The organism is Rhodococcus sp. GQ147 (assembly GCF_059759155.1).
In genome coordinates this window covers 58,535-79,180 of record NZ_JCAXDU010000001.1, presented here as the reverse complement: position 1 = coordinate 79,180, position 20,646 = coordinate 58,535, and the positions used below count along the sequence as shown (strand labels likewise).

The window sequence follows — 20,646 nt, the reverse complement described above, 5'->3', positions numbered from 1 at the left end:
CCATCAACGGTGACGAAGGAGACCCGACATGAGTACGGCATCCGCGGATTCGGTGGATCGACCCGACCTTCAGTGGCGCGACCGGAAACGCCATCTGTGGCTTCTGGGGCTGGTGCCCCCGACGGCGCTGTTCGTCGCAGCCGCCCTGGTGTGGGGCGGTAACGAACTCGGTCTGCAGAGCGTCACCCCGGTCCTGTGGTGGATAGGCCCCCTGCTGATCTACGTCCTCGTCCCGCTGCTCGACCTGTTCGTCGGCCCCGACGGCGAGAACCCACCCGACGAGTTGTTCGAGCAACTCGAGAACGACCGCTTCTACCGCTACTGCACCTACCTCTACTTGCCCTTCCAGTTCGCGTCGCTGGTCTTCGCCTGCTACCTCTGGTCGGCCGACGACCTGTCCTGGCTCGGCATCGACGGCGGGCTCGGCGTGATGTCGAAGATCGGACTCGCGATCTCGGTCGGCGTGGTCGCGGGCATCGGTATCAACACGGCACACGAACTCGGCCACAAGAAGATCGAATTCGAACGGCGACTGTCGAAGTGGGCGCTCGCCCCGTCGTTCTACGGGCACTTCTACATCGAGCACAATCGCGGCCACCACGTGCGGGTCGCCACCCCGGAGGATCCGGCCTCTGCCCGGTTCGGGGAGAGCTTCTGGCGATTCCTGCCCCGCAGCGTCGTCGGCAGCCTGCGGTCGGCGTGGCGCCTCGAACGGGCCCGCCTCGAACGGCTCGACAAGCCGGTGTGGAGCGTGCACAACGACGTCCTCAACGCGTGGGCGATCTCCGTCGCGCTGTACGCGGTGCTCCTCGGTGTCTTCGGTCTGTCGATCGCGCCGTATCTCGTGATCCAGGCGGTGTTCGGGTTCTCGTTGCTCGAGGCCGTGAACTATCTCGAGCACTACGGTCTGCTGCGGCAGAAGACCGCGAAGGGGCGCTACGAGCGCTGCTCGCCCGCGCACAGCTGGAACAGTGACCACCTGGTGACGAACATCTTCCTGTACCACCTGCAGCGGCACAGCGACCATCACGCCAACCCCACGCGGCGCTACCAGACCCTGCGCAGCATGGAGATCTCACCGCAACTGCCCGCGGGTTACGCGACGATGATCACCCTCGCCTACATCCCGCCGCTGTGGCGCAAGGTCATGGACCACCGCGTGCTCGACCACTACGACGGCGACATCACCCGCGTCAACATCGAACCGCGTCGACGCGAGAAGATCCTGACCCGCTACGGAGCATCGGATCCCACTACTGCGGAAGGGGAGTGATCGTGGCGTCCTACCGCTGTCCCGTCTGTGAGTTCGTGTACGACGAGACCGCCGGCGTTCCCCGTGAGGGCTTTCCGGCCGGCACCCCGTGGTCCGACGTGCCCGACGACTGGCCGTGTCCCGACTGCGGAGTCCGGGAGAAGACCGATTTCGAGGAGTACACCCAGTGAGTACCGACTACCGTCTGTTCCGTTGTCTCGTCTGCGGATTCGAATACGACGAGGCCGAAGGGTGGCCCGACGAGGGCATCGGACCCGGCACCCGGTGGGAGGACATCCCCGACGACTGGTCGTGCCCGGACTGCGGCGCCGCCAAGGCCGACTTCGAGATGGTCGAGATCGTCCGCCGGTGAACCGCTGCACGGGGGATCACTACCCGTCTTGCTTTGACGAGCACATCCGTGCGTGAGAGCGTTCCCACCATGCCGAACGCGCGGGTTCCCTTCCACGAGGCAAGTCGGGTGCTGCTGCGCTCGACGATCCTCGACGCCATGCGCGAGCTGCTACACGAACGCGACTGGTCGGCCGTCACCATGAGCGACGTCGCCCGAGCCGCCGGTATCAGCCGGCAGACCCTGTACAAGGAGTTCTCCTCCCGGCAGGGGCTCGCCCAGGGATATGCGCTGCGTCTGGTCGACGAGTTCGTCGATGCGGTGGCCGATTCGGTGTACGCCCACGTCGGCGACGCGCGGGCCGCGCTCGTGGACGGATTCACCTTCTTCTTCGAGGCGTCCGCCGCCGACCCCCTGGTGCAGTCGCTGCTGAGCGGGGAGGCCAAACCCGACCTGCTGCGGTTGATCACCACCGACGCCGCCCCCATCCTCGAGCGGGGCGCCGGTCGCCTCACGGAGACCTTCCACCACAGCTGGATCGCGGCGTCCGAATCCGACGCGGGGATCCTCGCGCGCGCTGTCGTGCGGGTCGCGCTGAGCTTCGTCTCGATGCCCCCGGCCTCGGGGCGTGATGTCGCCGCCGACCTCGCCGATCTGCTCGTGCCGTTCGTCGAACGGGCCGCCATACGCGGTTGACGTCCGGGCGTCGTACCGGAAGGTGCGGTGGACGGATCCCGTCGGGGGACGATCTGCCGGGCCTCTTCTTGCGCAGGTTGTATAGCCTGGAACCAACATCGTCTGCCGACAGGAAGAGGCATCTGCACGTGTCTGACACCACGCTCGTAGCCGACCGGGTCAACGGTCTCGATTTCAAGGTCGCCGATCTGTCCCTCGCCGAGTTCGGGCGCAAGGAGATCCGGCTCGCCGAACACGAGATGCCGGGCCTGATGGCGCTGCGTCGCGAGTACGCGGAGGTGCAGCCGCTGAAGGGCGCACGGATCTCCGGCTCGCTGCACATGACGGTCCAGACCGCTGTGCTCATCGAAACGCTCGTCTCCCTCGGCGCGCAGGTGCGCTGGGCGTCATGCAACATCTTCTCCACCCAGGACCACGCCGCCGCGGCCGTCGTCGTCGGCCCGCACGGCACCCCCGAGGAGCCCAAGGGCGTCCCGGTGTTCGCCTGGAAGGGCGAGACCCTCGAAGAGTACTGGTGGGCGGCCGAGCAGATGCTCACCTGGCCCGGCGAACCCGCCAACATGATCCTCGACGACGGCGGCGACGCCACGATGCTCGTGCTCAAGGGCGCCCAGTTCGAGAAGGCCGGCGTCGTCCCGCCGAGCGACGAAGAGCAGGACTCCGCAGAGTACAAGGTCTTCCTCGAGCTGCTGCGCCGCTCGCTCGCGGCCGACTCGAAGAAGTGGACCACCGTCGCCGAGTCCGTCAAGGGCGTCACGGAGGAGACCACCACGGGCGTCCTGCGCCTGTACCAGCTCTCCGCGGCCGGCGAGCTCGCGTTCCCCGCGATCAACGTCAACGACTCGGTCACCAAGAGCAAGTTCGACAACAAGTACGGCACCCGGCACTCGCTGCTCGACGGCATCAACCGCGGCACCGACGTCCTCATCGGCGGCAAGGCCGCGCTCGTGTGCGGTTACGGCGACGTCGGCAAGGGCTGCGCCGAGGCCCTGCGCGGCCAGGGCGCACGCGTCTCGGTCACCGAGGTCGACCCGATCAACGCCCTGCAGGCCATGATGGACGGCTACGACGTCGTGACGGTCGAGGACTTCATCGGCCAGGCCGACATCGTCATCACCGCCACGGGCAACAAGGACATCATCACCTTCGAGCACATGAAGGCGATGAAGCACCAGGCCATCCTCGGCAACATCGGCCACTTCGACAACGAGATCGACATGGCCGGCCTCGAGCGGGCCGCCGACGTCACGCGGATCAACATCAAGCCGCAGGTCGACGAGTTCACCTTCGCCGACGGCCATTCGATCATCGTCCTGTCGGAGGGCCGCCTGCTCAACCTGGGCAACGCCACGGGCCACCCCTCCTTCGTGATGAGCAACTCGTTCGCCAACCAGGTGATCGCCCAGATCGAGCTGTGGACCAAGCCCGACCAGTACGACAACGAGGTCTACCGCCTGCCCAAGCACCTCGACGAGAAGGTCGCGAAGATCCACGTCGAGGCACTCGGCGGACAGATCACGAAGCTGACCAAGGAGCAGGCCGAGTACATCGGCGTCGACGTCGAGGGCCCGTACAAGCCCGAGCACTACCGCTACTGATCCCGGCAACGCGACGGGAACGCAGAGCGCATGAGTGATCGGAAATCACAGGGCACATGGGTGATCTGATCGTCGTCGAGGGTCTCGATGGGGCCGGCAAGCGGACCTTGTCCGCCGGTCTCGTCGAGACCTGGCGCGAGGCCGGACGGAAGGTCGCGACGCTGGCCTTCCCGCGGTACGGGCAGTCGATCCACGCCGATCTGGGCGCGGAGGCGTTGCGCGGGCAGCACGGCGACACCGCCTCGAGCGTCGAGGCGATGGCGTTGCTGTGGGCGCTCGACCGTCGCGATGCTGCCGACGAGCTGCGGAAGCTGCTCGCCGACAACGATATCGTGCTGCTCGACCGGTACGTCGCGTCCAACGCCGCGTACACCGCGGCGCGCCGGAACCAGGATGCGACCGGCCCGGCGGTGGAGTGGATCCGCCGTCTCGAGTTCGAACGGTTGGGGCTTCCGGTGCCCGATCTGCAGGTGCTGCTCCGCGTTCCGGTCGCCCTCGCCGCCGAGCGTGCCCGTAACCGCGCCGCGACCGAGGTCGACCGCGATCGCGACGCCTACGAGCGCGATGCCGGTCTGCAGGAGCGCACCGGCGCGGTCTACGACGGGCTCGCGCAGCAGCAATGGATGTCTCCGTGGGAGGTCGCAGGCCCGCAGACCTCCCCGAGACAACTCGCCGTTGACATCTCAAATCTGCTTCACGACGCTCGAGGGGTGACACGATAGAGGCTATGAAGCCGAGGATTCTGGTAGTCGACGACGACACCGCGCTGGCCGAGATGCTCACGATCGTGCTGCGCGGCGAGGGATTCGAACCGTTCGTGGTGGGGGACGGCACTCAGGCGCTGGGTGCCGTGCGCGAGATCCGGCCCGACCTCGTCCTGCTCGATCTCATGCTCCCCGGCATGAACGGCATCGACGTGTGCCGTGTGCTCCGCGCGGATTCCGGTGTGCCGATCGTGATGCTCACCGCCAAGTCCGACACCGTCGACGTCGTGCTCGGCCTCGAATCGGGCGCCGACGACTACATCGTCAAGCCGTTCAAGCCGAAGGAGCTCGTCGCACGCGTGCGGGCCCGGCTGCGTCGCACCGAGCAGGAACCGGCGGAGGTCCTGAACATCGGGGACATCACCATCGACGTCCCCGCCCACAAGGTCACCCGCGGCGACGAGGCGATCTCGCTCACGCCCCTCGAGTTCGACCTGCTCGTGGCGCTCGCACGCAAGCCGCGCCAGGTGTTCACCCGTGAGGTCCTGCTCGAGCAGGTCTGGGGCTACCGGCACGCCGCCGACACCCGGCTCGTGAACGTCCACGTCCAGCGTCTGCGCGCGAAGGTCGAGAAGGATCCCGAGAATCCCGAGGCGGTGCTCACGGTGCGGGGGGTCGGCTACAAGGCCGGACCGCCGTGATTCGAACCTACCGGCTTCGGCGGCGTATCACGCGTAGGACGCTGCCGCTGGTGAGGTGGTCGCGGTCGATGAGCAGCCGACTCGCGCACACCTGGCGACGATCCCTGCAGCTCCGGGTCGTGACCTCGACCCTCACGCTGTCGCTGATCGTCATGTTCGTGCTCGGAGTGGTACTCACGAGCCAGATCACCGACCGACTGCTCGAAGTGAAGATCGACGCGGCGACCGAGGAAATGGATCGCTCGCGCGCACTCGTCGAGGGACAACTCGCGGGCGCCGACGACTCCGGTTCGCTCGCGGTCCGCCTCGACGGTGCCGCGGCGATCCTCACCAGCCGTGGCAGCGACGGGGGACAGGACACCGGCGTCGCCGGAACCTTCGACCCCGTCCTGATCGTTCCCGGCGACGGTCCGCGGGCCCCCACCTCGAGCGGGCCCGCCGACCAGATCCCGCAGAACCTGCGTGCCTTCGTCCAGAACGGGCAGATCGCGTACCAGTTCGCGACGGTCGCCGATCCCGACGGCTACACCGGGCCGGCCCTGATCATGGGCAGCCCCACCGACTCCGACATCTCGACACTCGAGCTGTATCTCGTCTTCCCGCTCGGCGGTGAGGAACGCACCCTCGCCCTCGTCCGCGGCACCCTGCTCGTCGGTGCCGTGGTCCTGCTCGTGCTGCTGGCCGCGATCTCGATGATCGTCGCGCGGCAAGTCGTGCTGCCCATCCGGTCGGCCTCCCGGATCGCCGTGCGCTTCGCCGACGGACGGCTCAAGGAACGCATGCCGGTCCGCGGTGAGGACGACATGGCGCGCCTGGCGATGTCGTTCAACGAGATGGCCGAGAGCCTGTCGCGGCAGATCACCCAGCTCGAGGAGTACGGCAACCTGCAGAAACGGTTCACCTCCGATGTGAGCCACGAACTGCGCACCCCGCTCACGACCGTCCGTATGGCCGCCGACCTCATCCACGACGGCAGCAACGAGCTCGACCCCGTCCTCAAGCGGTCCTCCGAACTGCTCGTCGCCGAACTCGACCGCTTCGAGGGCCTCCTCAACGATCTGCTCGAGATCAGCCGGCACGACGCGGGTGTCGCCGAACTCGCCTCCGAACGACTCGATCTGCGGATGTGCGCGCGTGCCGCCGTCTCGACCGTGCGGCACCTCGCCCGCGAGACCGCCACCGAGCTCATCGTCGACCTTCCGGACGAGTCCGTCGAGGCCGACGTCGATCCGCGCCGCGTCGAACGCATCCTGCGCAACCTGCTCGCCAACGCGATCGATCACGGCGAGGGCAAACCCATCCTGCTGCGGTTGCGCGCCGACGACGCGGCCGCGGCCTTCGTCGTGCGCGATCAGGGCGTGGGCCTGCGACCGGGGGAGGAGAAACTCGTCTTCAACCGGTTCTGGCGCTCCGATCCGTCGCGGGTCCGGCGCTCCGGCGGCACCGGCCTCGGTCTCGCGATCAGCGTCGAGGACGCCAACCTGCACAACGGCAAGCTCGAAGCGTGGGGCGAACCGGGACGAGGTGCCAGCTTCCGGCTCACCCTCCCGCGCGAACGCGGACGTAAGGTGGGTCGCAGCCCCCTGCCTCTCGTACCCAGCGCCGCGAAGGCCGTGCAGGGCAAGCCCCCGCCGGGTGACGACACCCCGGAGCGGCCTTCGACGGGAGAGATCCCGACCGACCCTGCGAGCACATCGTCCGAAGGAGCCAATACATGAGCCGCTCGACTCCGCGTGCAGCGGGCGTGCTCGTCGTACTCCTGACCGTGGCCGGACTCGTGCTGTCGGGATGCGCCACGCTGCCAGATTCGTCGTCACCGCAGGCCATCGGAACCCTTGAACGCGGCCCCGCGACCACCGAGGTCGCCGCTCCCGTGCCCGGTCGCGAGCCCGACCTGCTCCTGCGCGACTTCCTGCAGGCGAGCACGGATCCGACCAACCGCCACCGCGCGGCCCGGCAGTTCCTCACCCCCACGATGTCCGAGTCCTGGGACGACGCGGCGAGCGCGACGATCGTCGACAAGGTCGACGTCCTCGTCGAGGAACGCGACGGCGACAGCGCCACCTACGTGGTGCGGGCCAGCACCGTCGGCTACCTCGAGGAGGGCGGCATCTACCGTCCCGCCGACGGGGAGTTCGAGGCGCGGTTCTCCCTGGTCCGCACGGACGGGGAGTGGCGCATCGACCGGTTGCCGGCCGGCGTCATCATGGACCGCCCGCGCTTCCTCAACACCTATCAGCGCCGCTCGCTGTACTTCCTCGACCCGACCGGCACCGCCGTCGTCCCCGACCCCCGCTGGATCACGGGTACCCCCGAACAGACGGCGTCGCAGTTGATCGGGTTGCTCGTCGAAGGGCCGAAAGAGGTCCTCGCGCCTGCGGTCAAGAATCTCCTCGAGGACGTCACCGTCATCGGCTCGGTGACGAAGGCGGACGGCCGCACGACCGACGTCGGCGTCGGACTCGGCGGTATCCGCATCGACTTCCAGGGGGTCGGCTCGATGGGCCGGCAGGATCGCGAATTGCTCGCCGCGCAGGTGATCTGGACCCTCGCCAACGCAGACATCAGCGGCCCGTACCAGCTCCTCGCCGACGGCCAGCCCCTCGACGAACGGTTCCCGAACGGGTGGACCACCGCCGACGTGGCATCGATGAACCCCCTTGCCGCATCGAGCGTGACGGTGGGCCTGCACGCGCTGCTCGACGGCGCGCTGGTGAGCGTCGCAGAGACGGGTGTGACCCCCGTACGCAGCTTCTTCGGTGCGTCCGACGACCTGCAGTCGGTCGCCCTGTCGCTGGACGGAGAGCTCGTCGCCGCAGTCGAGAACACCGGCAAACCGGCACCGGAACCGGCCGTGCAACTCATGGTGGGGGCCTACAGCGAGGGCGGTGCCGAGCCGGCGGTCGACGGCGAGTCGATCACCCGGCCGTCCTGGTCTCCCAACAACAATTCGGTGTGGGCGGTCGTCAACGGGACCTCGGTGGTGCGCGCGGTGCGCGAACCCGGCACCGGGCGGGTCACCGTCGTCGGGGTGGAGGCGGGCGCGGTCCGCGGTCTCGGCGACCGCATCACCGAACTGCGCCTGTCGCGCGACGGTGTCCGCGCCGCCATGATCATCGACGGGCGGGTCTTCGTCGCGACCGTCGTGCCGACCACGACCGGCGAGTACTCGCTCACCAATCCGCGCGAGATCGGCTTCGGTCTCGGTGGTCCCGCGCTCGCCTTGGACTGGAGCACGGCCGACACGATCGTCGTCTCCCGCGCGTCGGCCGACGTGCCCGTCGTGCAGGTCGCGGTGGACGGCTCACGCATCGACGCACTCCCGAGCCGCAATCTCACCCCTCCGGTGGTGGCCGTGGAGGCGTCGACGGCCAGCGAGTTCGTCGCCGATTCCCGGACGGTCTTCCAGCTCAACAACCGCGATCCCGCGGGCGACCGGTACTGGCGCGAGGTACCCGGACTGGCCGGGATGGCGGCGATCCCGGTCCTTCCCGGCTAGAGCGTGCCGACGGTGACGCCCAGGCGTCGGTGACTTCGGGCACACTCCCGGTGTGCTCACCGCCTTTCTCGATCTCGTCCTGCCCGCCCGGTGCGGTGGGTGCGCCGCTCTCGGAGCGAGCTGGTGCCGGGCGTGCGCACGCGAGCTCTCCGATCACCCCGTGGCCGTCGCGCCGCGCGTCGACCCCGGGACCCCGGTGTGGAGCCTGGGCCCGTACACCGGCCCCAGGCGCCGCGCGGTGATCGTCGCGAAGGAGCGTGCCCGCCGGGATCTCGCCGAGCCGCTCGGGCTCGCGTGGGCCGTCGCGATCGCGCGGCTGCGCCGATGGAGCGAGCTGCCCGAGGGTCCCTTGATCGTGACGCCCGCCCCCACCCGGACGCGTGCGGCGCGGGCACGCGGAGGCGATCCCGTCACGCGTGCCGCCCGGGCCGCCGCGACCCACGACCGTCGCCTCCACGTGCATCCGATCCTGAGTGTGGCGGCCGGGGTGCGTGATTCGGTGGGGCTCTCGGCAGCCGACAGGCAGCGCAACCTCGCCGGCCGTGTCGGGGTGCGCGCCGACGGTCTGCCGCGCACGATCCCGGTCCTCGTCGTCGACGACGTGCTCACCACCGGAACCACCGCGCGCGAGTCGGTGCGGGCACTCCGACGCGCCGGATTCGACCCTCTCGGAGTGCTCGTGGTCGCCCACGCGTGAGCCCGCGGACGGGCCCGGAAAGTACCTCACCGAGTGACCGGAAGGCGACGCGATGGGAAATCGCGCGGGAACGGTGGCACACCTCCGCGTTACGTACTACCGTCGCCATCAGACCCGGAAACAACAAGGTAGACGGGTGGAAACGCCTGTTCTTCCGATTCCGGGTGAGCGCGCTCTCGCGCTCATACATCATGCCGGCGCGCGGGCTGCGCCGGCCGTAACTCGGGAGGTACGCGTGACGACCCCTTCGAAGTCCAGAGGTTCCGTTGCAGAGGCCGATGCAGCCACGGAAGGCCCACGTGCCGACGTTGTCGTGAAAGGACGCAACGTCGAGGTCCCCGATCACTTCCGGATCTACGTCTCCGAGAAACTCGCTCGGCTCGAACGTTTCGATCCGACGATCTTCATCTTCGACGTCGAGTTGCAACACGAACGCAACAGGCGTCAGAGGAAGAGTTGTCAGCGGGTCGAGATCACTGCCCGCGGAAAGGGACCTGTCGTACGCGCCGAGGCCAGTGCCGACAGCTTCTACGCTGCCTTCGAGTCTGTGATCAGCAAGCTCGAATCGCGCCTGCGACGGACGAAGGAGCGCCGCAAGGTCTCCTACGGTGAGAAGACGCCCGTGTCCGTGGCGGAAGCCACCGCGGCCCTCGCCCAGGATGACGAGCTCGCGATCTCGCCCGACCTGTCGCTCGGCGACAGCGAGAAGGAGCCTCAGGACGGTCCCGGTCGCATCGTCCGGACGAAGGAACACAACGCTGCGCCGATGACCGTCGACGACGCCCTCTACGAGATGGAACTCGTCGGTCACGACTTCTACCTGTTCCACGACAAGGAGACGGACAAGCCGTCCGTGGTCTACCGGCGACACGCCTTCGACTACGGTCTGATCAGGCTCGTGTGACACTGCCGGGAGTGACCGAAGGCACCTCGCCATCGCGGTCACTCCCGCGCAGCGCCTACCATGGAATCCGGCCGGGGTCCGATAAGGCCTCGGCCGGATTTCTTGTCCGTGCAGGTACCCGAGATTGAGGACGAACACACCAGTGCTGTCGCTGACGAAGCTGCTCCGGATCGGTGAAGGTCGCATGGTCAAGCGGCTCAAGCACATCGCCGAGCATGTCGATTCCCTCTCCCCGGACTTCGAGGCCCTGACCGACGCCGAGCTCCGGGCCAAGACGGACGAGTTCCGGAGCCGCTACCAGGATGGCGAGACGCTCGACGATCTGCTTCCGGAAGCCTTCGCGACCGCCCGGGAGGCGTCCTTCCGTGTGCTCGGCCAGAAGCACTATCTCGTCCAGATCATGGGTGGCGCGGCGCTGCACTTCGGCAACATCTCCGAGATGAAGACCGGTGAGGGCAAGACCCTCACCTGCGTGCTGCCGGCCTACCTCAACGCGATCTCCGGCGACGGCGTCCACGTCGTCACCGTGAACGACTACCTCGCCAAGCGCGACGCCGAGTGGATGGGCCGCGTGCACCGTTCCCTCGGACTCGAGACCGACGTGATCCTGTCCGGCATGACCCCGGCCCAGCGCCGCGCGGCCTACTCCGCGGACATCACCTACGGCACCAACAACGAGTTCGGTTTCGACTACCTGCGCGACAACATGACGCACTCGCTCGACGATCTCGTCCAGCGTGGCCACAACTTCGCGATCGTCGACGAGGTCGATTCGATCCTCATCGACGAGGCCCGGACCCCGCTGATCATCTCGGGTCCCGCCGACGCGTCGAGCAAGTGGTACTCCGAGTTCGCGCGCATCGCCAAGTTGCTCAAGCCCGAGGTGCACTACGAGATCGACATCCGCAAGCGGACCGTCGGTGTGCACGAGGCCGGCGTCGAGTTCGTCGAGGACCAGCTCGGCATCGACAACCTGTACGAGGCGGCCAACTCGCCGCTGGTGAGCTACCTCAACAACGCCATCAAGGCCAAGGAGCTCTACGCCAAGGACAAGGACTACATCGTCCGCAACGGCGAGGTCGTCATCGTTGACGAGTTCACCGGCCGCGTCCTGTCGGGCCGCCGCTACAACGAGGGCATGCACCAGGCGATCGAGGCAAAGGAAGGCGTCGAGATCAAGGCCGAGAACCAGACGCTCGCCACGATCACGCTGCAGAACTACTTCCGCCTGTACGACAAGCTGTCGGGCATGACCGGTACGGCCGAGACCGAGGCCGCCGAGCTCCACCAGATCTACAGCCTGGGTGTAATCCCGATCCCGACCAACCGCCCGATGGTGCGCGTCGACCAGGGCGATCTGATTTACAAGACCGAGGAAGCGAAGTTCGCGGCCGTCGTCGACGACGTCGTCGAGCGTCACGAGAAGGGCCAGCCGGTCCTCATCGGTACGACGAGCGTCGAGCGGTCGGAATACCTGTCGCGGCAGTTCACCAAGCGAGGTGTGCCGCACAGCGTGCTCAACGCGAAGTTCCACGAGCAGGAAGCGCAGATCATCGCGCAGGCCGGCCGGTCCGGCGCGGTGACGGTCGCGACGAACATGGCCGGTCGCGGTACCGACGTCGTGCTCGGCGGCAACCCCGATATCCTCGCCGACATCGAGCTGCGCAAGCGCGGCCTCGACCCGGTCAACACGCCGGACGAGTACGAGGCGGCTTGGGACGAGACCCTCGAGCGGATCAAGGCCGAGTCGAAGGCCGACGCCGAGAAGGTGCGAGCGGCCGGTGGCCTGTATGTGCTCGGCACCGAACGGCACGAGTCGCGTCGTATCGACAACCAGCTCCGTGGCCGTTCCGGTCGTCAGGGCGATCCGGGCGAGTCACGGTTCTACCTCTCGCTCGGCGACGAGTTGATGCGACGCTTCAACGGCGCCGCGCTCGAGTCGATCATGACGCGACTGAACCTGCCCGACGACGTGCCGATCGAGGCGAAGATGGTCTCCAAGGCCATCAAGAGCGCGCAGACGCAGGTCGAGCAGCAGAACTTCGAGATCCGCAAGAACGTCCTCAAGTACGACGAGGTGATGAACCAGCAGCGCACCGTCATCTACGAGGAGCGTCGCCGGATCCTACGCGGCGAGGACCTCGAGGGTCAGGTGCAGCACATGCTCACCGACGTGATCACCGCCTACGTCGACGGTGCGACCGCCGAGGGCTACGTCGAGGACTGGGATCTCGAGCAGCTGTGGACGGCGCTCAAGACCCTCTACCCGGTGGGTGTCGACCACAAGACGCTCGTCGCCGAGAACGAGGACCTCGACCGCAACGGTCTGCTCGAGGTCCTTCTCGAGGACGCCCGCGCCGCCTACGCACGTCGCGAGGCCGAACTCGAGGCCATTGCCGGTGAGAACGCGATGCGCGAACTCGAGCGTCGCGTGCTGTTGTCGGTTCTCGACCGCAAGTGGCGCGAGCACCTCTACGAGATGGACTACCTCAAGGAGGGCATCGGCCTGCGCGCGATGGCGCAGCGTGATCCGCTCGTCGAGTACCAGCGCGAGGGCTTCGACATGTTCACCGCGATGCTCGAGGGCCTGAAGGAGGAATCGGTCGGATTCCTGTTCAACCTCCAGGTCGAGGCCGCGCAACAGCAGCAGTCCGCGGGTGTGGCGGTCACGCCGGCCTCTGCGGCGGCCGCCGCGCAGGCGGCCCCGAGCCTCGCCAAGGCTGCTCCCGCCCGACCCGCACAGCCGGCCCCGGCGGCACAACAGGCACAGCCGGCACAACAGGCACAGCCGGCGGCACAACAGGCACAGCCGGCTCCGGCGGCGCAGGCGGAGCCCGCACCGGCCGCGCTGCGGGCCAAGGGTCTCGACGAGACCGAGCGGCGTCTGACCTACACCGGTCCCGACGAGGACGGCCGCGCCCACGTCGCGCGTACGACCGCCGGTTCCGACGCGCGCTCCGCGCCCAGGCAGGCGGGCACCCGCAAGGAGCGTCGTGCCGCGGCCCGGCGCGATGCGAAGACCAACCGGCGACGCTGAACGCGCTGAGTCGAAGACTCACGTAGGCGCTGAGTCGAAGGCTCACGTAGGCGCTGAGTCGAAGGCTCACGTAGGCGCTGAGTCGAAGGCTCACGTAGGCGCTGAGTCGAAGGCTCACGTAGGCGCTGAGTCGAAGGCTCACGTAGGCGCTGAGTCGAGGACTCACGATCACCCCACGACCCTGTGGCTCACCCGAGCCACAGGGTCGTGATCGTCCAGCGGTGCGGAGCACGAGGACGGGGACGCTTGCGCACCATCCGGCCGGCGAAGGCGAACACCCGGTCCCCGCGACCGTAGCTGCCGAACAGTTCCACGGTGTCGGCGTCGACGGGACGCACCCGCGTCCGCAGCAGTATCGCGGTGCTGCGTCCGGCACGCGGAGGCCGGCCCGCGGTGATCGTCGCGACGAGACGCGGATCGAGGACCGTGGTGGACTGCACCGCGGGACGGCGGCCGTCGACGACCTCGAGGACCAGGCGCACCGCCGTCTCCGCGACCCGCACGACACCCGGATCGAGCACGATCGCGGGTCGGTCGCTCGGCCCTGTGGCCGGACCTTCGATGCTCGGGCCCTCGGCCGGACGTCCGGTTCCGTCGCGGCGGAGCGTGGCGCGTCCCGAGCGTCCGTCGTGCGGCGTGGGCCGACGGGCGACGTGGCTGCGGGGACGGTGGCAGCTCTCCTCGACCGGAGGTTCGAGGCGGGTGAGGCGGCGCACGTAGCGCCCGGTGTGATGCGACATGGGCTCTCCCGAAGGGCATGAGAACGGATCGTCACGGTGACACCGTGACGGCGGATCGGTTCGGGAGAGGACGAACCGCGCACATGATGCCACATCTCCGGGCGACGGTCCCGGTTCGACGCGCGCGGGATGCGCTGCGCGAGCAGGACGTCCAGGACCTACGGTGGTGTCGTGATGCGAGGACTCGTACTCGACGTCGGTGGCGTCCTGGTCGGGCCGGGAAGCGACCCCGACACCTTTGGCGCGGCCGTGACGGTCCTGCGCGCGCGTGGGGTGCGGACCGCCCTGCTGAGCAACGATCCCGGTGGGCCCGGAGCGCAGTGGCTGCGCGATCTCGAGGGTCCGTTCGTCGACCGCGTGGTGCTCTCGGGTGACGCACGTGTCGCCAAACCCGACCCCGAGAGCTACCTGCTGGTCGCCCGGCTGCTGGACCTCGAACCCGGCGAGTGCGTCTTCGTCGACGATTCGGTCGGCAATGTGCGAGGCGCCGCCGCTGCGGGGATGGTCGGCGTACACCATGATGGTTCACACGACGTGCCGGGCGAACTGGCCGTACTCTTCGATCTCGATCCCGAGGAGATCGGGAGCGGAGCCACGGACGGCGCCGAGTCGTGGTGGCGATGTTCGGGAGGTTCGGGTCAGGAGGGGGAACGGGGTCGATGACGAGCCGGATGACGGCGCAGGACGCGTCGTACTACTACCTGGAGACGAGCAACACGCCGATGCACGTCGGGTCGCTCGCGATCCTCGAACCCCCCGAGGGCGGTCTCGACTACGAGAGCGTGCTGCGGTTGGTCGAGCAGCGACTGCCCGAGGTGCCCCGTTACCGGAAGAAGGTGCGTGAGGTCGCATTCGGGCTCTCGCGACCCGTGTGGGTCGACGACCGCGATTTCGACATCACCTACCACGTGCGGCGCTCCGCGCTGCCGAAACCCGGCTCCGACGAACAGCTGCACGACCTCGTCGCGCGTCTGGTCTCGCGACCGCTCGACCGCACGCGACCGCTCTGGGAGATGTATCTCGTCGAGGGGCTCGCGAACGATCGGGTGGCGCTGTTCACGAAGTCGCATTCGGCGCTCGTCGACGGCGAGGAGGCCCTCGACATCGTCCAGGTGCTCTTCGACAAGGAGCCGGTGCCGCGTGAGGTCCCCGAGGAATTGTGGATGCCCGAACGCGAACCGTCGGAGTCCGCTCTGCTCGTCGGAGCGCTCGCCGAACTCGTCGCGCGCCCGGGGGAGGGGATCGCCGCCGTGCGATCGGCCGTGGGCGATCTCACGGCGACCCTCACCGAGACCGTCGACGCCGTCGGCCGGATCGCCCGCACGGCAGCGCAGTCGGCGCCCGAGACTCCGCTGAACACGCAGATCTCGAGGAGCCGTCGGTTCTCCGTGGTGCGCTCCGATCTGGAGCCCTACCGCAAGATCCACTCCCGCTACGGCTGCACGATCAACGACGTGGTGCTCGCGGTCCTCGCCGGCGCGTTGCGGTACTGGCTGCTCTCCCGCGGGGAGCCGGTCACCGAGGCGACGGTGGTGCGGGCGATGGTCCCGATGTCGGTGTACACCCAGGATCCGGACGACTGCGGCGACAACGACACGATCCAGGTGCACCCGCAGGGCGAGGTGTCGTCCTTCCTGCTGGATCTGCCGGTGGGGGAGCCGAACGCGGTGGTCCGGTTGTCGCACATCGCGCATGCGGGCGAGGCCTACTCGCGGCAGCGGCGGCGGGTGGCGGCGCAGACGATGGTCCGCTTGTCGGGCTTCGCCCCGGCGACGATGCACGCGGTGGGAGCCCGGGTCGCGATGGGTTTCTCGCAGCGGATGTTCAACCTCATGATCACCAATGCGCCCGGTCCGCAGCACCCGCTCTACCTCACCGGATCCCGGCTGCTCGAGATCTTCCCGGTCTCGCCGCTGCTGAAGAATCAGGCCCTGAGCATCGCGTTGACGTCCTACGACGGCAAGATCTACTACGGTTTGAATGCGGATCGTGATGCGATGCCCGATGTGGACGTGGCAGCGACGCTGATCCAGGAATCTCTCGAGGAGTTGACGGATGCCGGCAGGTGAGAAGTGACGCGTGTCTATGTACCGGCAACGCTCGCGATGTTGCAGGGCCTCGTCGCCGACGGTGAGGTCGACGCGGTGGGCCGGACGGCCTTCGCGGTGACCCCCGCTCTGCGCGAGGCCTACACGGCGGGCGACGACGAGGAGCTCGCCGAGGTCGCTATGGCCGAGGCGGCACGCGCGTCGCTGCGGTTGCTCGGGTCGGAGGAGCCGAACGATCATCCGTCCTTCGCGTCGCGTCGGGTGGTGATCGCGGCCGACGTCGACGAGGTGAAGCCGCGACCGGATCTCGACGATGCGGTCGTCAAGCTCGCCGGGCCGATCACGATGCGTGCGGTTGCGTCGGTGCACATCGACCTGCAGGAGGCGGAGGCCGACGTCGCGCGGGCACGCGAGATCGTCGATGCCGCCGAACTGGGCGACGAGGAGGCCGAGTTCGTCCTCGGCGACGCGGAGGACCACGAACTGGCGTGGTACGCGGCCCAGGAACTGCCCTTCCTGCTCGAACTGCTCTGACCTCGCATATCGCCACGTCATAGGTGTGACGACCGTCTCTCGCTCAACCTACGCTTCCGTAACCTCTGATAACCTACGGAGCCGTAACCGGAGTGAGGAGAAACGGTCGGATGGGCCTGAAGGAATGGATCGAGAAGCCTGCGGCACACGTCGCGCCAGGGGAGAAGTCGCTCTCCAACGTCCTGCGTGGCGCGGTGGCCCGGCTGACCACCCCTCTGCTCCCCGACGACTACCTGCATCTGGTCAACCCGCTGTGGTCCGCCCGTGAACTGCGCGGGCGCATCGTCTCGGTGCGCCAGGAGACCCCCGATTCCGCGACGATCGTCATCCGTCCCGGCTGGGGCTTCGACTTCGGATACGCGCCCGGCCAGTACATCGGCATCGGTCTGCATGTCGACGGTCGCTGGCACTGGCGCTCCTACTCGCTGACCTCGTCGCCCACCTGGGACGACAAGGTCATCTCCATCGCCGTGAAGGCGATGCCCGAGGGTTTTCTGTCCAGCCACCTCGTCGGTGGGGTTCCCGAGGGCACCGTCGTGCGCCTCGCCGCCCCGAAGGGCGATTTCGTCCTGCCCGACCCGCCGCCGGCGAAGATCCTCTTCCTCACGGCCGGCAGTGGCATCACGCCGATCATGTCGATGCTGCGGACGCTCGACCGGCGTGCGGTCGAGCGCGAACTCGACCTGCCCGACGTCGTGCACATCCACTCCGCGCCGACGGCCGAGAACGTGATGTTCCGGTCCGAACTCGAGCGTTTCGACGCCACCCACGATCGCTTCCGCGTGCACGTGCGTCACACCCGTGAGAAGGGCAAGTTCGCGCTCTCGGAGCTCGACGAGGTGTGCCCCGACTGGCGCGAGCGTCAGACCTGGGCGTGCGGTCCCCAGCAGATGCTCGACGACATCACCGCGCACTGGGCCGCGGAGGGCATCGAGGATCAGGTCCACCTCGAGCGCTTCGCCGTCAGCCGCGCCGACACCTCTGGCTCGGGCGGAACGATCACGTTCGCGAAGTCCGGCAAGACCGTCACTGTGGACGGCGCCACGACGATTCTCGAGGCCGGTGAGAGCGTCGGTGCGCTGATGCCTTTCGGTTGCCGCATGGGAATCTGTCAGACTTGTGTTGTGCCGCTCGAGAAGGGGCACGTCGTCGATCTGCGATCCGGCAAGGAGCACGCAGAAGGCGAACGCGTCCAGACCTGCATCTCCGCCGCTGCCGGCGACTGCACACTGGACGTGTAGACACCGACAGCAAACCTCCGAAGGATCCCGCTTGGCCATCACCGACATCCGCGCGTTCTCTCATCTGACCGAAGACGACATCGTTGCTCTTGCAAACGAATTCGACGCGATTCGACGGGATGTGGAGAATTCGCGCGGCCCGCGGGACGCCCGCTACATCCATTCCGTCATCCGTGCGCAGCGTGTGCTGGAGGTGGTCGGACGCTGCGCGCTGTTCGGTTCGCGTCGACGGTCGCGCTGGATCATCGGTACCGCTGCGCTGTCGCTCGCGAAGATCATCGAGAACATGGAACTCGGGCACAACGTGATGCACGGGCAGTGGGACTGGATGAACGACCCCGAGATCCACTCGACATCGTGGGAATGGGATCAGACCGGTCCGTCCGAGCACTGGAAGCGCGCCCACAACTACGCGCACCACACCTACACGAACATCGTGGGCATGGACGAGGACGTGGGATTCGGCATCCTGCGGATGACGCGCGACGAGAAGTGGCGTCCGCGCAATCTCGCGCAGCCGATCGCGAACATCGTCCTCGCGCTGACCTTCGAGTGGGGGATCGCGCTGCACGACCTCTCGGCGAAGAAGGAACTCGAGGGCGTCCCGCCCGTGCAGTGGAATTCGGGGCCCAACAAGGAATTCGCAGCGAAGGCCGGCCGGCAGGTCGTCAAGGACCTGGTGTTCTTCCCGGCGCTCACCGGGCCGGCCTGGCGCAGCACGTTGTCGGCGAACCTCACCGCGAACGTGATCCGCAACATCTGGGCGTATCTCGTGATCTTCTGCGGCCACTTCCCCGACGGCGCAGAGAAGTTCACGACCGAACACTACGAGAACGAGACGCGCGGAGAGTGGTATCTGCGCCAGTTGCTCGGTAGCGCAAACATTTCCGGTGGGCGTGCGATGGATTTCCTCACCGGGAATCTCAGTTATCAGATCGAGCATCACCTGTTCCCGGACTTGCCGAGCAACCGCTACCCGGAGATCGCCGCCCGTGTACGGGCGCTGTGCGGCAAGTACGACCTGCCGTACACGACCGGTTCGCTCGCCCGGCAGTACTGGCTCGCCCTGCGCACGATCCACAAGCTCGCGTTGCCCGACCGATTCCTCAAGGCGACGGCCGACGACGCCCCCGAGACCTCCTCCGAGCGCAAGTTCGACAGGTGGCGCCCGGAGGCGCCCGCGGTGGTCACCGAGGCGTCCACCGGACGTCACCGGGGTCTGCTCACGGCGCTGCGGGTCCATGCCGAGCATGCGGTAGCAGAACGTCGTCGTCGCCTGGTGAATCGGGTCACCGGCGACCTTCCGTCACTCTGTGATTCGCGCCACAGCTCCGAATCCGGCTAACCTACGGGACCGTAACCTACGGTAGAGTAGCCCGCATGGCGATATCGGATGTCAAGGAGTACGCGCACCTGACGGAGGCGGACGTCGAGGCCATCGGCCGCGAACTCGACGCCATCCGGCACGATATCGAGGAGTCCCGCGGTGAGCGCGACGCTCGGTACGTCCGCAACACGATCCGGCTGCAGCGCGGCCTCGAGATCGGCGGGCGCCTCGTGCTGCTCGGCTCGAACAAGCGTCCGCTGTGGCTGCTGGGCACGGGCATGCTCTCCCTGTCGAAGATCATCGAGAACATGGAACTCGGGCACAATGTGATGCACGGGCAGTGGGACTGGATGAACGACCCCGAGGTGCACTCGGCCAACTGGGAGTGGGACAACGTCGACCCGTCGGCGCACTGGAAGATCACCCACAACTACCTGCATCACAAGTACACCAACATCCTCGGCATGGACGACGATGTGGGATACGGCCTGCTGCGCGTCACCCGCGACCAGCGATGGAAGCCGTTCTACCTCGGCAACGTCGCGTACAACGCCATCCTCGCAGCGCTGTTCCAGTACGGCATCGCCATCCAGCTGCTCGAGCTCGGCAAGGTCGTCCAGGGGCGCGACGACCGCGAGCTCACCAAGGCACGCGGCAAGGAGGTGCTCGCCAAGCTCGGCAAACAGCACCTCAAGGACTACGTGATCTATCCGGCGCTCACCGGCAAGTCCTGGAAGTCCACGATGAGGGCCAACGCCACGGCCAACTTCGTGCGCAACATCTGGACCAACGCGGTGATCTTCTGCGGTCACTTCCCGGACGGTGCGGAGAAGTTCACGAAGCAGGACATCGAGACCGAGACGCGTGCCGAGTGGTACCTGCGTCAGATGCTCGGCTCCGCGAACATCTCCGGCGGTAAGGTCATGGACTTCATGACCGGCAACCTGAGCTACCAGATCGAGCACCACATCTACCCCGACCTGCCGTCCAACCGGTACGCGGAGATCGCGGTGCGCGTGCGTGAGCTGTGCGAGAAGTACGACCTGCCGTACACCACCGGCCCGCTCGCGGTGCAGTACTGGAAGTCCTGGCGCACCATCGCCAAGCTGTCGCTGCCCGACAAGTACCTCAAGGACGACCGCGACGCCGCCCCGGAGACCGCTTCCGAGCGGGGCTTCGGCGGAGCGCCGGAGATCGATCCGGCCACCGGCCGCCGCGTGGGTCTGGCCACCACCATCGAGAAGACACGCAAGCGCGGATTCGTCCGCCGCGCGCTCGGCATGCGCTGACGGTCACGAGAACGAGCACGAACCCCG

Annotated in this window: 19 protein-coding genes; 18 read left to right on the top strand and 1 reads right to left on the bottom strand. The window is 67.6% G+C overall.

The genetic code is table 11. From position 1 onward, the window contains the following. Nucleotides 1–28: 28 nt before the first annotated feature. The 12 genes from AC6CID_RS00370 (at nucleotide 29) to secA (ending at nucleotide 13,440) form a co-directional block, all read left to right on the top strand. Nucleotides 29–1,273, top strand: a complete 1,245-nt coding sequence (locus AC6CID_RS00370; protein WP_498353447.1) for an alkane 1-monooxygenase — start codon at nucleotides 29–31, stop codon at nucleotides 1,271–1,273. A 2-nt stretch (nucleotides 1,274–1,275) separates the two neighbouring features. Next, a complete protein-coding gene (locus AC6CID_RS00365; protein WP_006550211.1) occupies nucleotides 1,276–1,443 on the top strand; it encodes a rubredoxin in 168 nt (55 codons plus the stop codon). Continuing rightward, nucleotides 1,440–1,625 carry a rubredoxin gene (locus tag AC6CID_RS00360; RefSeq protein WP_019288502.1) on the top strand — a complete coding sequence of 62 codons (186 nt, stop codon included), beginning with the start codon at nucleotides 1,440–1,442 and terminating at the stop codon, nucleotides 1,623–1,625. The genes AC6CID_RS00365 and AC6CID_RS00360 overlap by 4 nt, the downstream gene beginning before the upstream one ends. 69 nt (nucleotides 1,626–1,694) lie before the next feature. Next, a complete protein-coding gene (locus AC6CID_RS00355) occupies nucleotides 1,695–2,300 on the top strand; it encodes a TetR/AcrR family transcriptional regulator (RefSeq protein WP_039584805.1) in 606 nt (201 codons plus the stop codon). Nucleotides 2,301–2,428: 128 nt separating this feature from the next. Then, nucleotides 2,429–3,898, top strand: coding sequence for an adenosylhomocysteinase (gene ahcY / locus AC6CID_RS00350; RefSeq protein WP_006550214.1), 1,470 nt, complete (start codon nucleotides 2,429–2,431; stop codon nucleotides 3,896–3,898). 56 nt (nucleotides 3,899–3,954) lie between these two features. Next, nucleotides 3,955–4,620: a dTMP kinase gene (locus AC6CID_RS00345; protein ID WP_498353446.1), complete on the top strand. Its 666-nt coding sequence runs from the start codon at nucleotides 3,955–3,957 to the stop codon at nucleotides 4,618–4,620. Nucleotides 4,621–4,625: 5 nt separating this feature from the next. Continuing rightward, a complete protein-coding gene (gene mtrA, locus AC6CID_RS00340) occupies nucleotides 4,626–5,303 on the top strand; it encodes an MtrAB system response regulator MtrA (protein WP_024101503.1) in 678 nt (225 codons plus the stop codon). A 68-nt stretch (nucleotides 5,304–5,371) separates the two neighbouring features. After that, nucleotides 5,372–7,021, top strand: coding sequence for an MtrAB system histidine kinase MtrB (mtrB, locus tag AC6CID_RS00335; protein ID WP_498353445.1), 1,650 nt, complete (start codon nucleotides 5,372–5,374; stop codon nucleotides 7,019–7,021). Then, nucleotides 7,018–8,802 (top strand): MtrAB system accessory lipoprotein LpqB, encoded by a 1,785-nt coding sequence (lpqB, locus tag AC6CID_RS00330; protein WP_072740422.1) that lies wholly within the window; start codon nucleotides 7,018–7,020, stop codon nucleotides 8,800–8,802. Before mtrB ends, lpqB begins: the two co-directional genes overlap by 4 nt. A 52-nt stretch (nucleotides 8,803–8,854) precedes the next feature. After that, nucleotides 8,855–9,499 (top strand): ComF family protein, encoded by a 645-nt coding sequence (locus AC6CID_RS00325; RefSeq protein ID WP_498353444.1) that lies wholly within the window; start codon nucleotides 8,855–8,857, stop codon nucleotides 9,497–9,499. A gap of 235 nt (nucleotides 9,500–9,734) precedes the next feature. After that, complete coding sequence (gene hpf / locus AC6CID_RS00320) at nucleotides 9,735–10,403, top strand: ribosome hibernation-promoting factor, HPF/YfiA family (protein WP_024101500.1); 669 nt, start codon at nucleotides 9,735–9,737, stop codon at nucleotides 10,401–10,403. 184 nt (nucleotides 10,404–10,587) lie between these two features. Further along, complete coding sequence (gene secA, locus AC6CID_RS00315; RefSeq protein ID WP_498353516.1) at nucleotides 10,588–13,440, top strand: preprotein translocase subunit SecA; 2,853 nt, start codon at nucleotides 10,588–10,590, stop codon at nucleotides 13,438–13,440. Between the two features lie 188 nt (nucleotides 13,441–13,628). Here the strand turns inward: secA and AC6CID_RS00310 are convergent, their stop codons facing one another. Next, a complete protein-coding gene (locus tag AC6CID_RS00310) occupies nucleotides 13,629–14,180 on the bottom strand; it encodes an Rv3235 family protein (RefSeq protein ID WP_019288495.1) in 552 nt (183 codons plus the stop codon). A gap of 174 nt (nucleotides 14,181–14,354) precedes the next feature. Between AC6CID_RS00310 and AC6CID_RS00305 the strand changes: the two genes are divergently transcribed. From AC6CID_RS00305 to AC6CID_RS00280, 6 genes are all read left to right on the top strand, one after another. After that, nucleotides 14,355–14,843 (top strand): HAD-IA family hydrolase, encoded by a 489-nt coding sequence (locus AC6CID_RS00305; protein WP_498353515.1) that lies wholly within the window; start codon nucleotides 14,355–14,357, stop codon nucleotides 14,841–14,843. Further along, a complete protein-coding gene (locus AC6CID_RS00300; RefSeq protein WP_064060259.1) occupies nucleotides 14,840–16,249 on the top strand; it encodes a WS/DGAT/MGAT family O-acyltransferase in 1,410 nt (469 codons plus the stop codon). Before AC6CID_RS00305 ends, AC6CID_RS00300 begins: the two co-directional genes overlap by 4 nt. A 3-nt stretch (nucleotides 16,250–16,252) precedes the next feature. Next, on the top strand, nucleotides 16,253–16,762 hold the full coding sequence (locus AC6CID_RS00295; RefSeq protein WP_006550224.1) for a DUF6912 family protein: 510 nt from the start codon (nucleotides 16,253–16,255) through the stop codon (nucleotides 16,760–16,762). Nucleotides 16,763–16,872: 110 nt separating this feature from the next. Further along, nucleotides 16,873–18,003, top strand: coding sequence for a ferredoxin reductase (locus AC6CID_RS00290; protein WP_024101494.1), 1,131 nt, complete (start codon nucleotides 16,873–16,875; stop codon nucleotides 18,001–18,003). Nucleotides 18,004–18,034: 31 nt separating this feature from the next. Beyond that, a complete protein-coding gene (locus AC6CID_RS00285) occupies nucleotides 18,035–19,348 on the top strand; it encodes a fatty acid desaturase family protein (protein WP_039584798.1) in 1,314 nt (437 codons plus the stop codon). A 35-nt stretch (nucleotides 19,349–19,383) separates the two neighbouring features. Then, entirely contained in the window at nucleotides 19,384–20,619 is a 1,236-nt protein-coding gene (locus tag AC6CID_RS00280; RefSeq protein ID WP_006550227.1) for a fatty acid desaturase family protein, read from the top strand. Nucleotides 20,620–20,646: the final 27 nt, after the last annotated feature.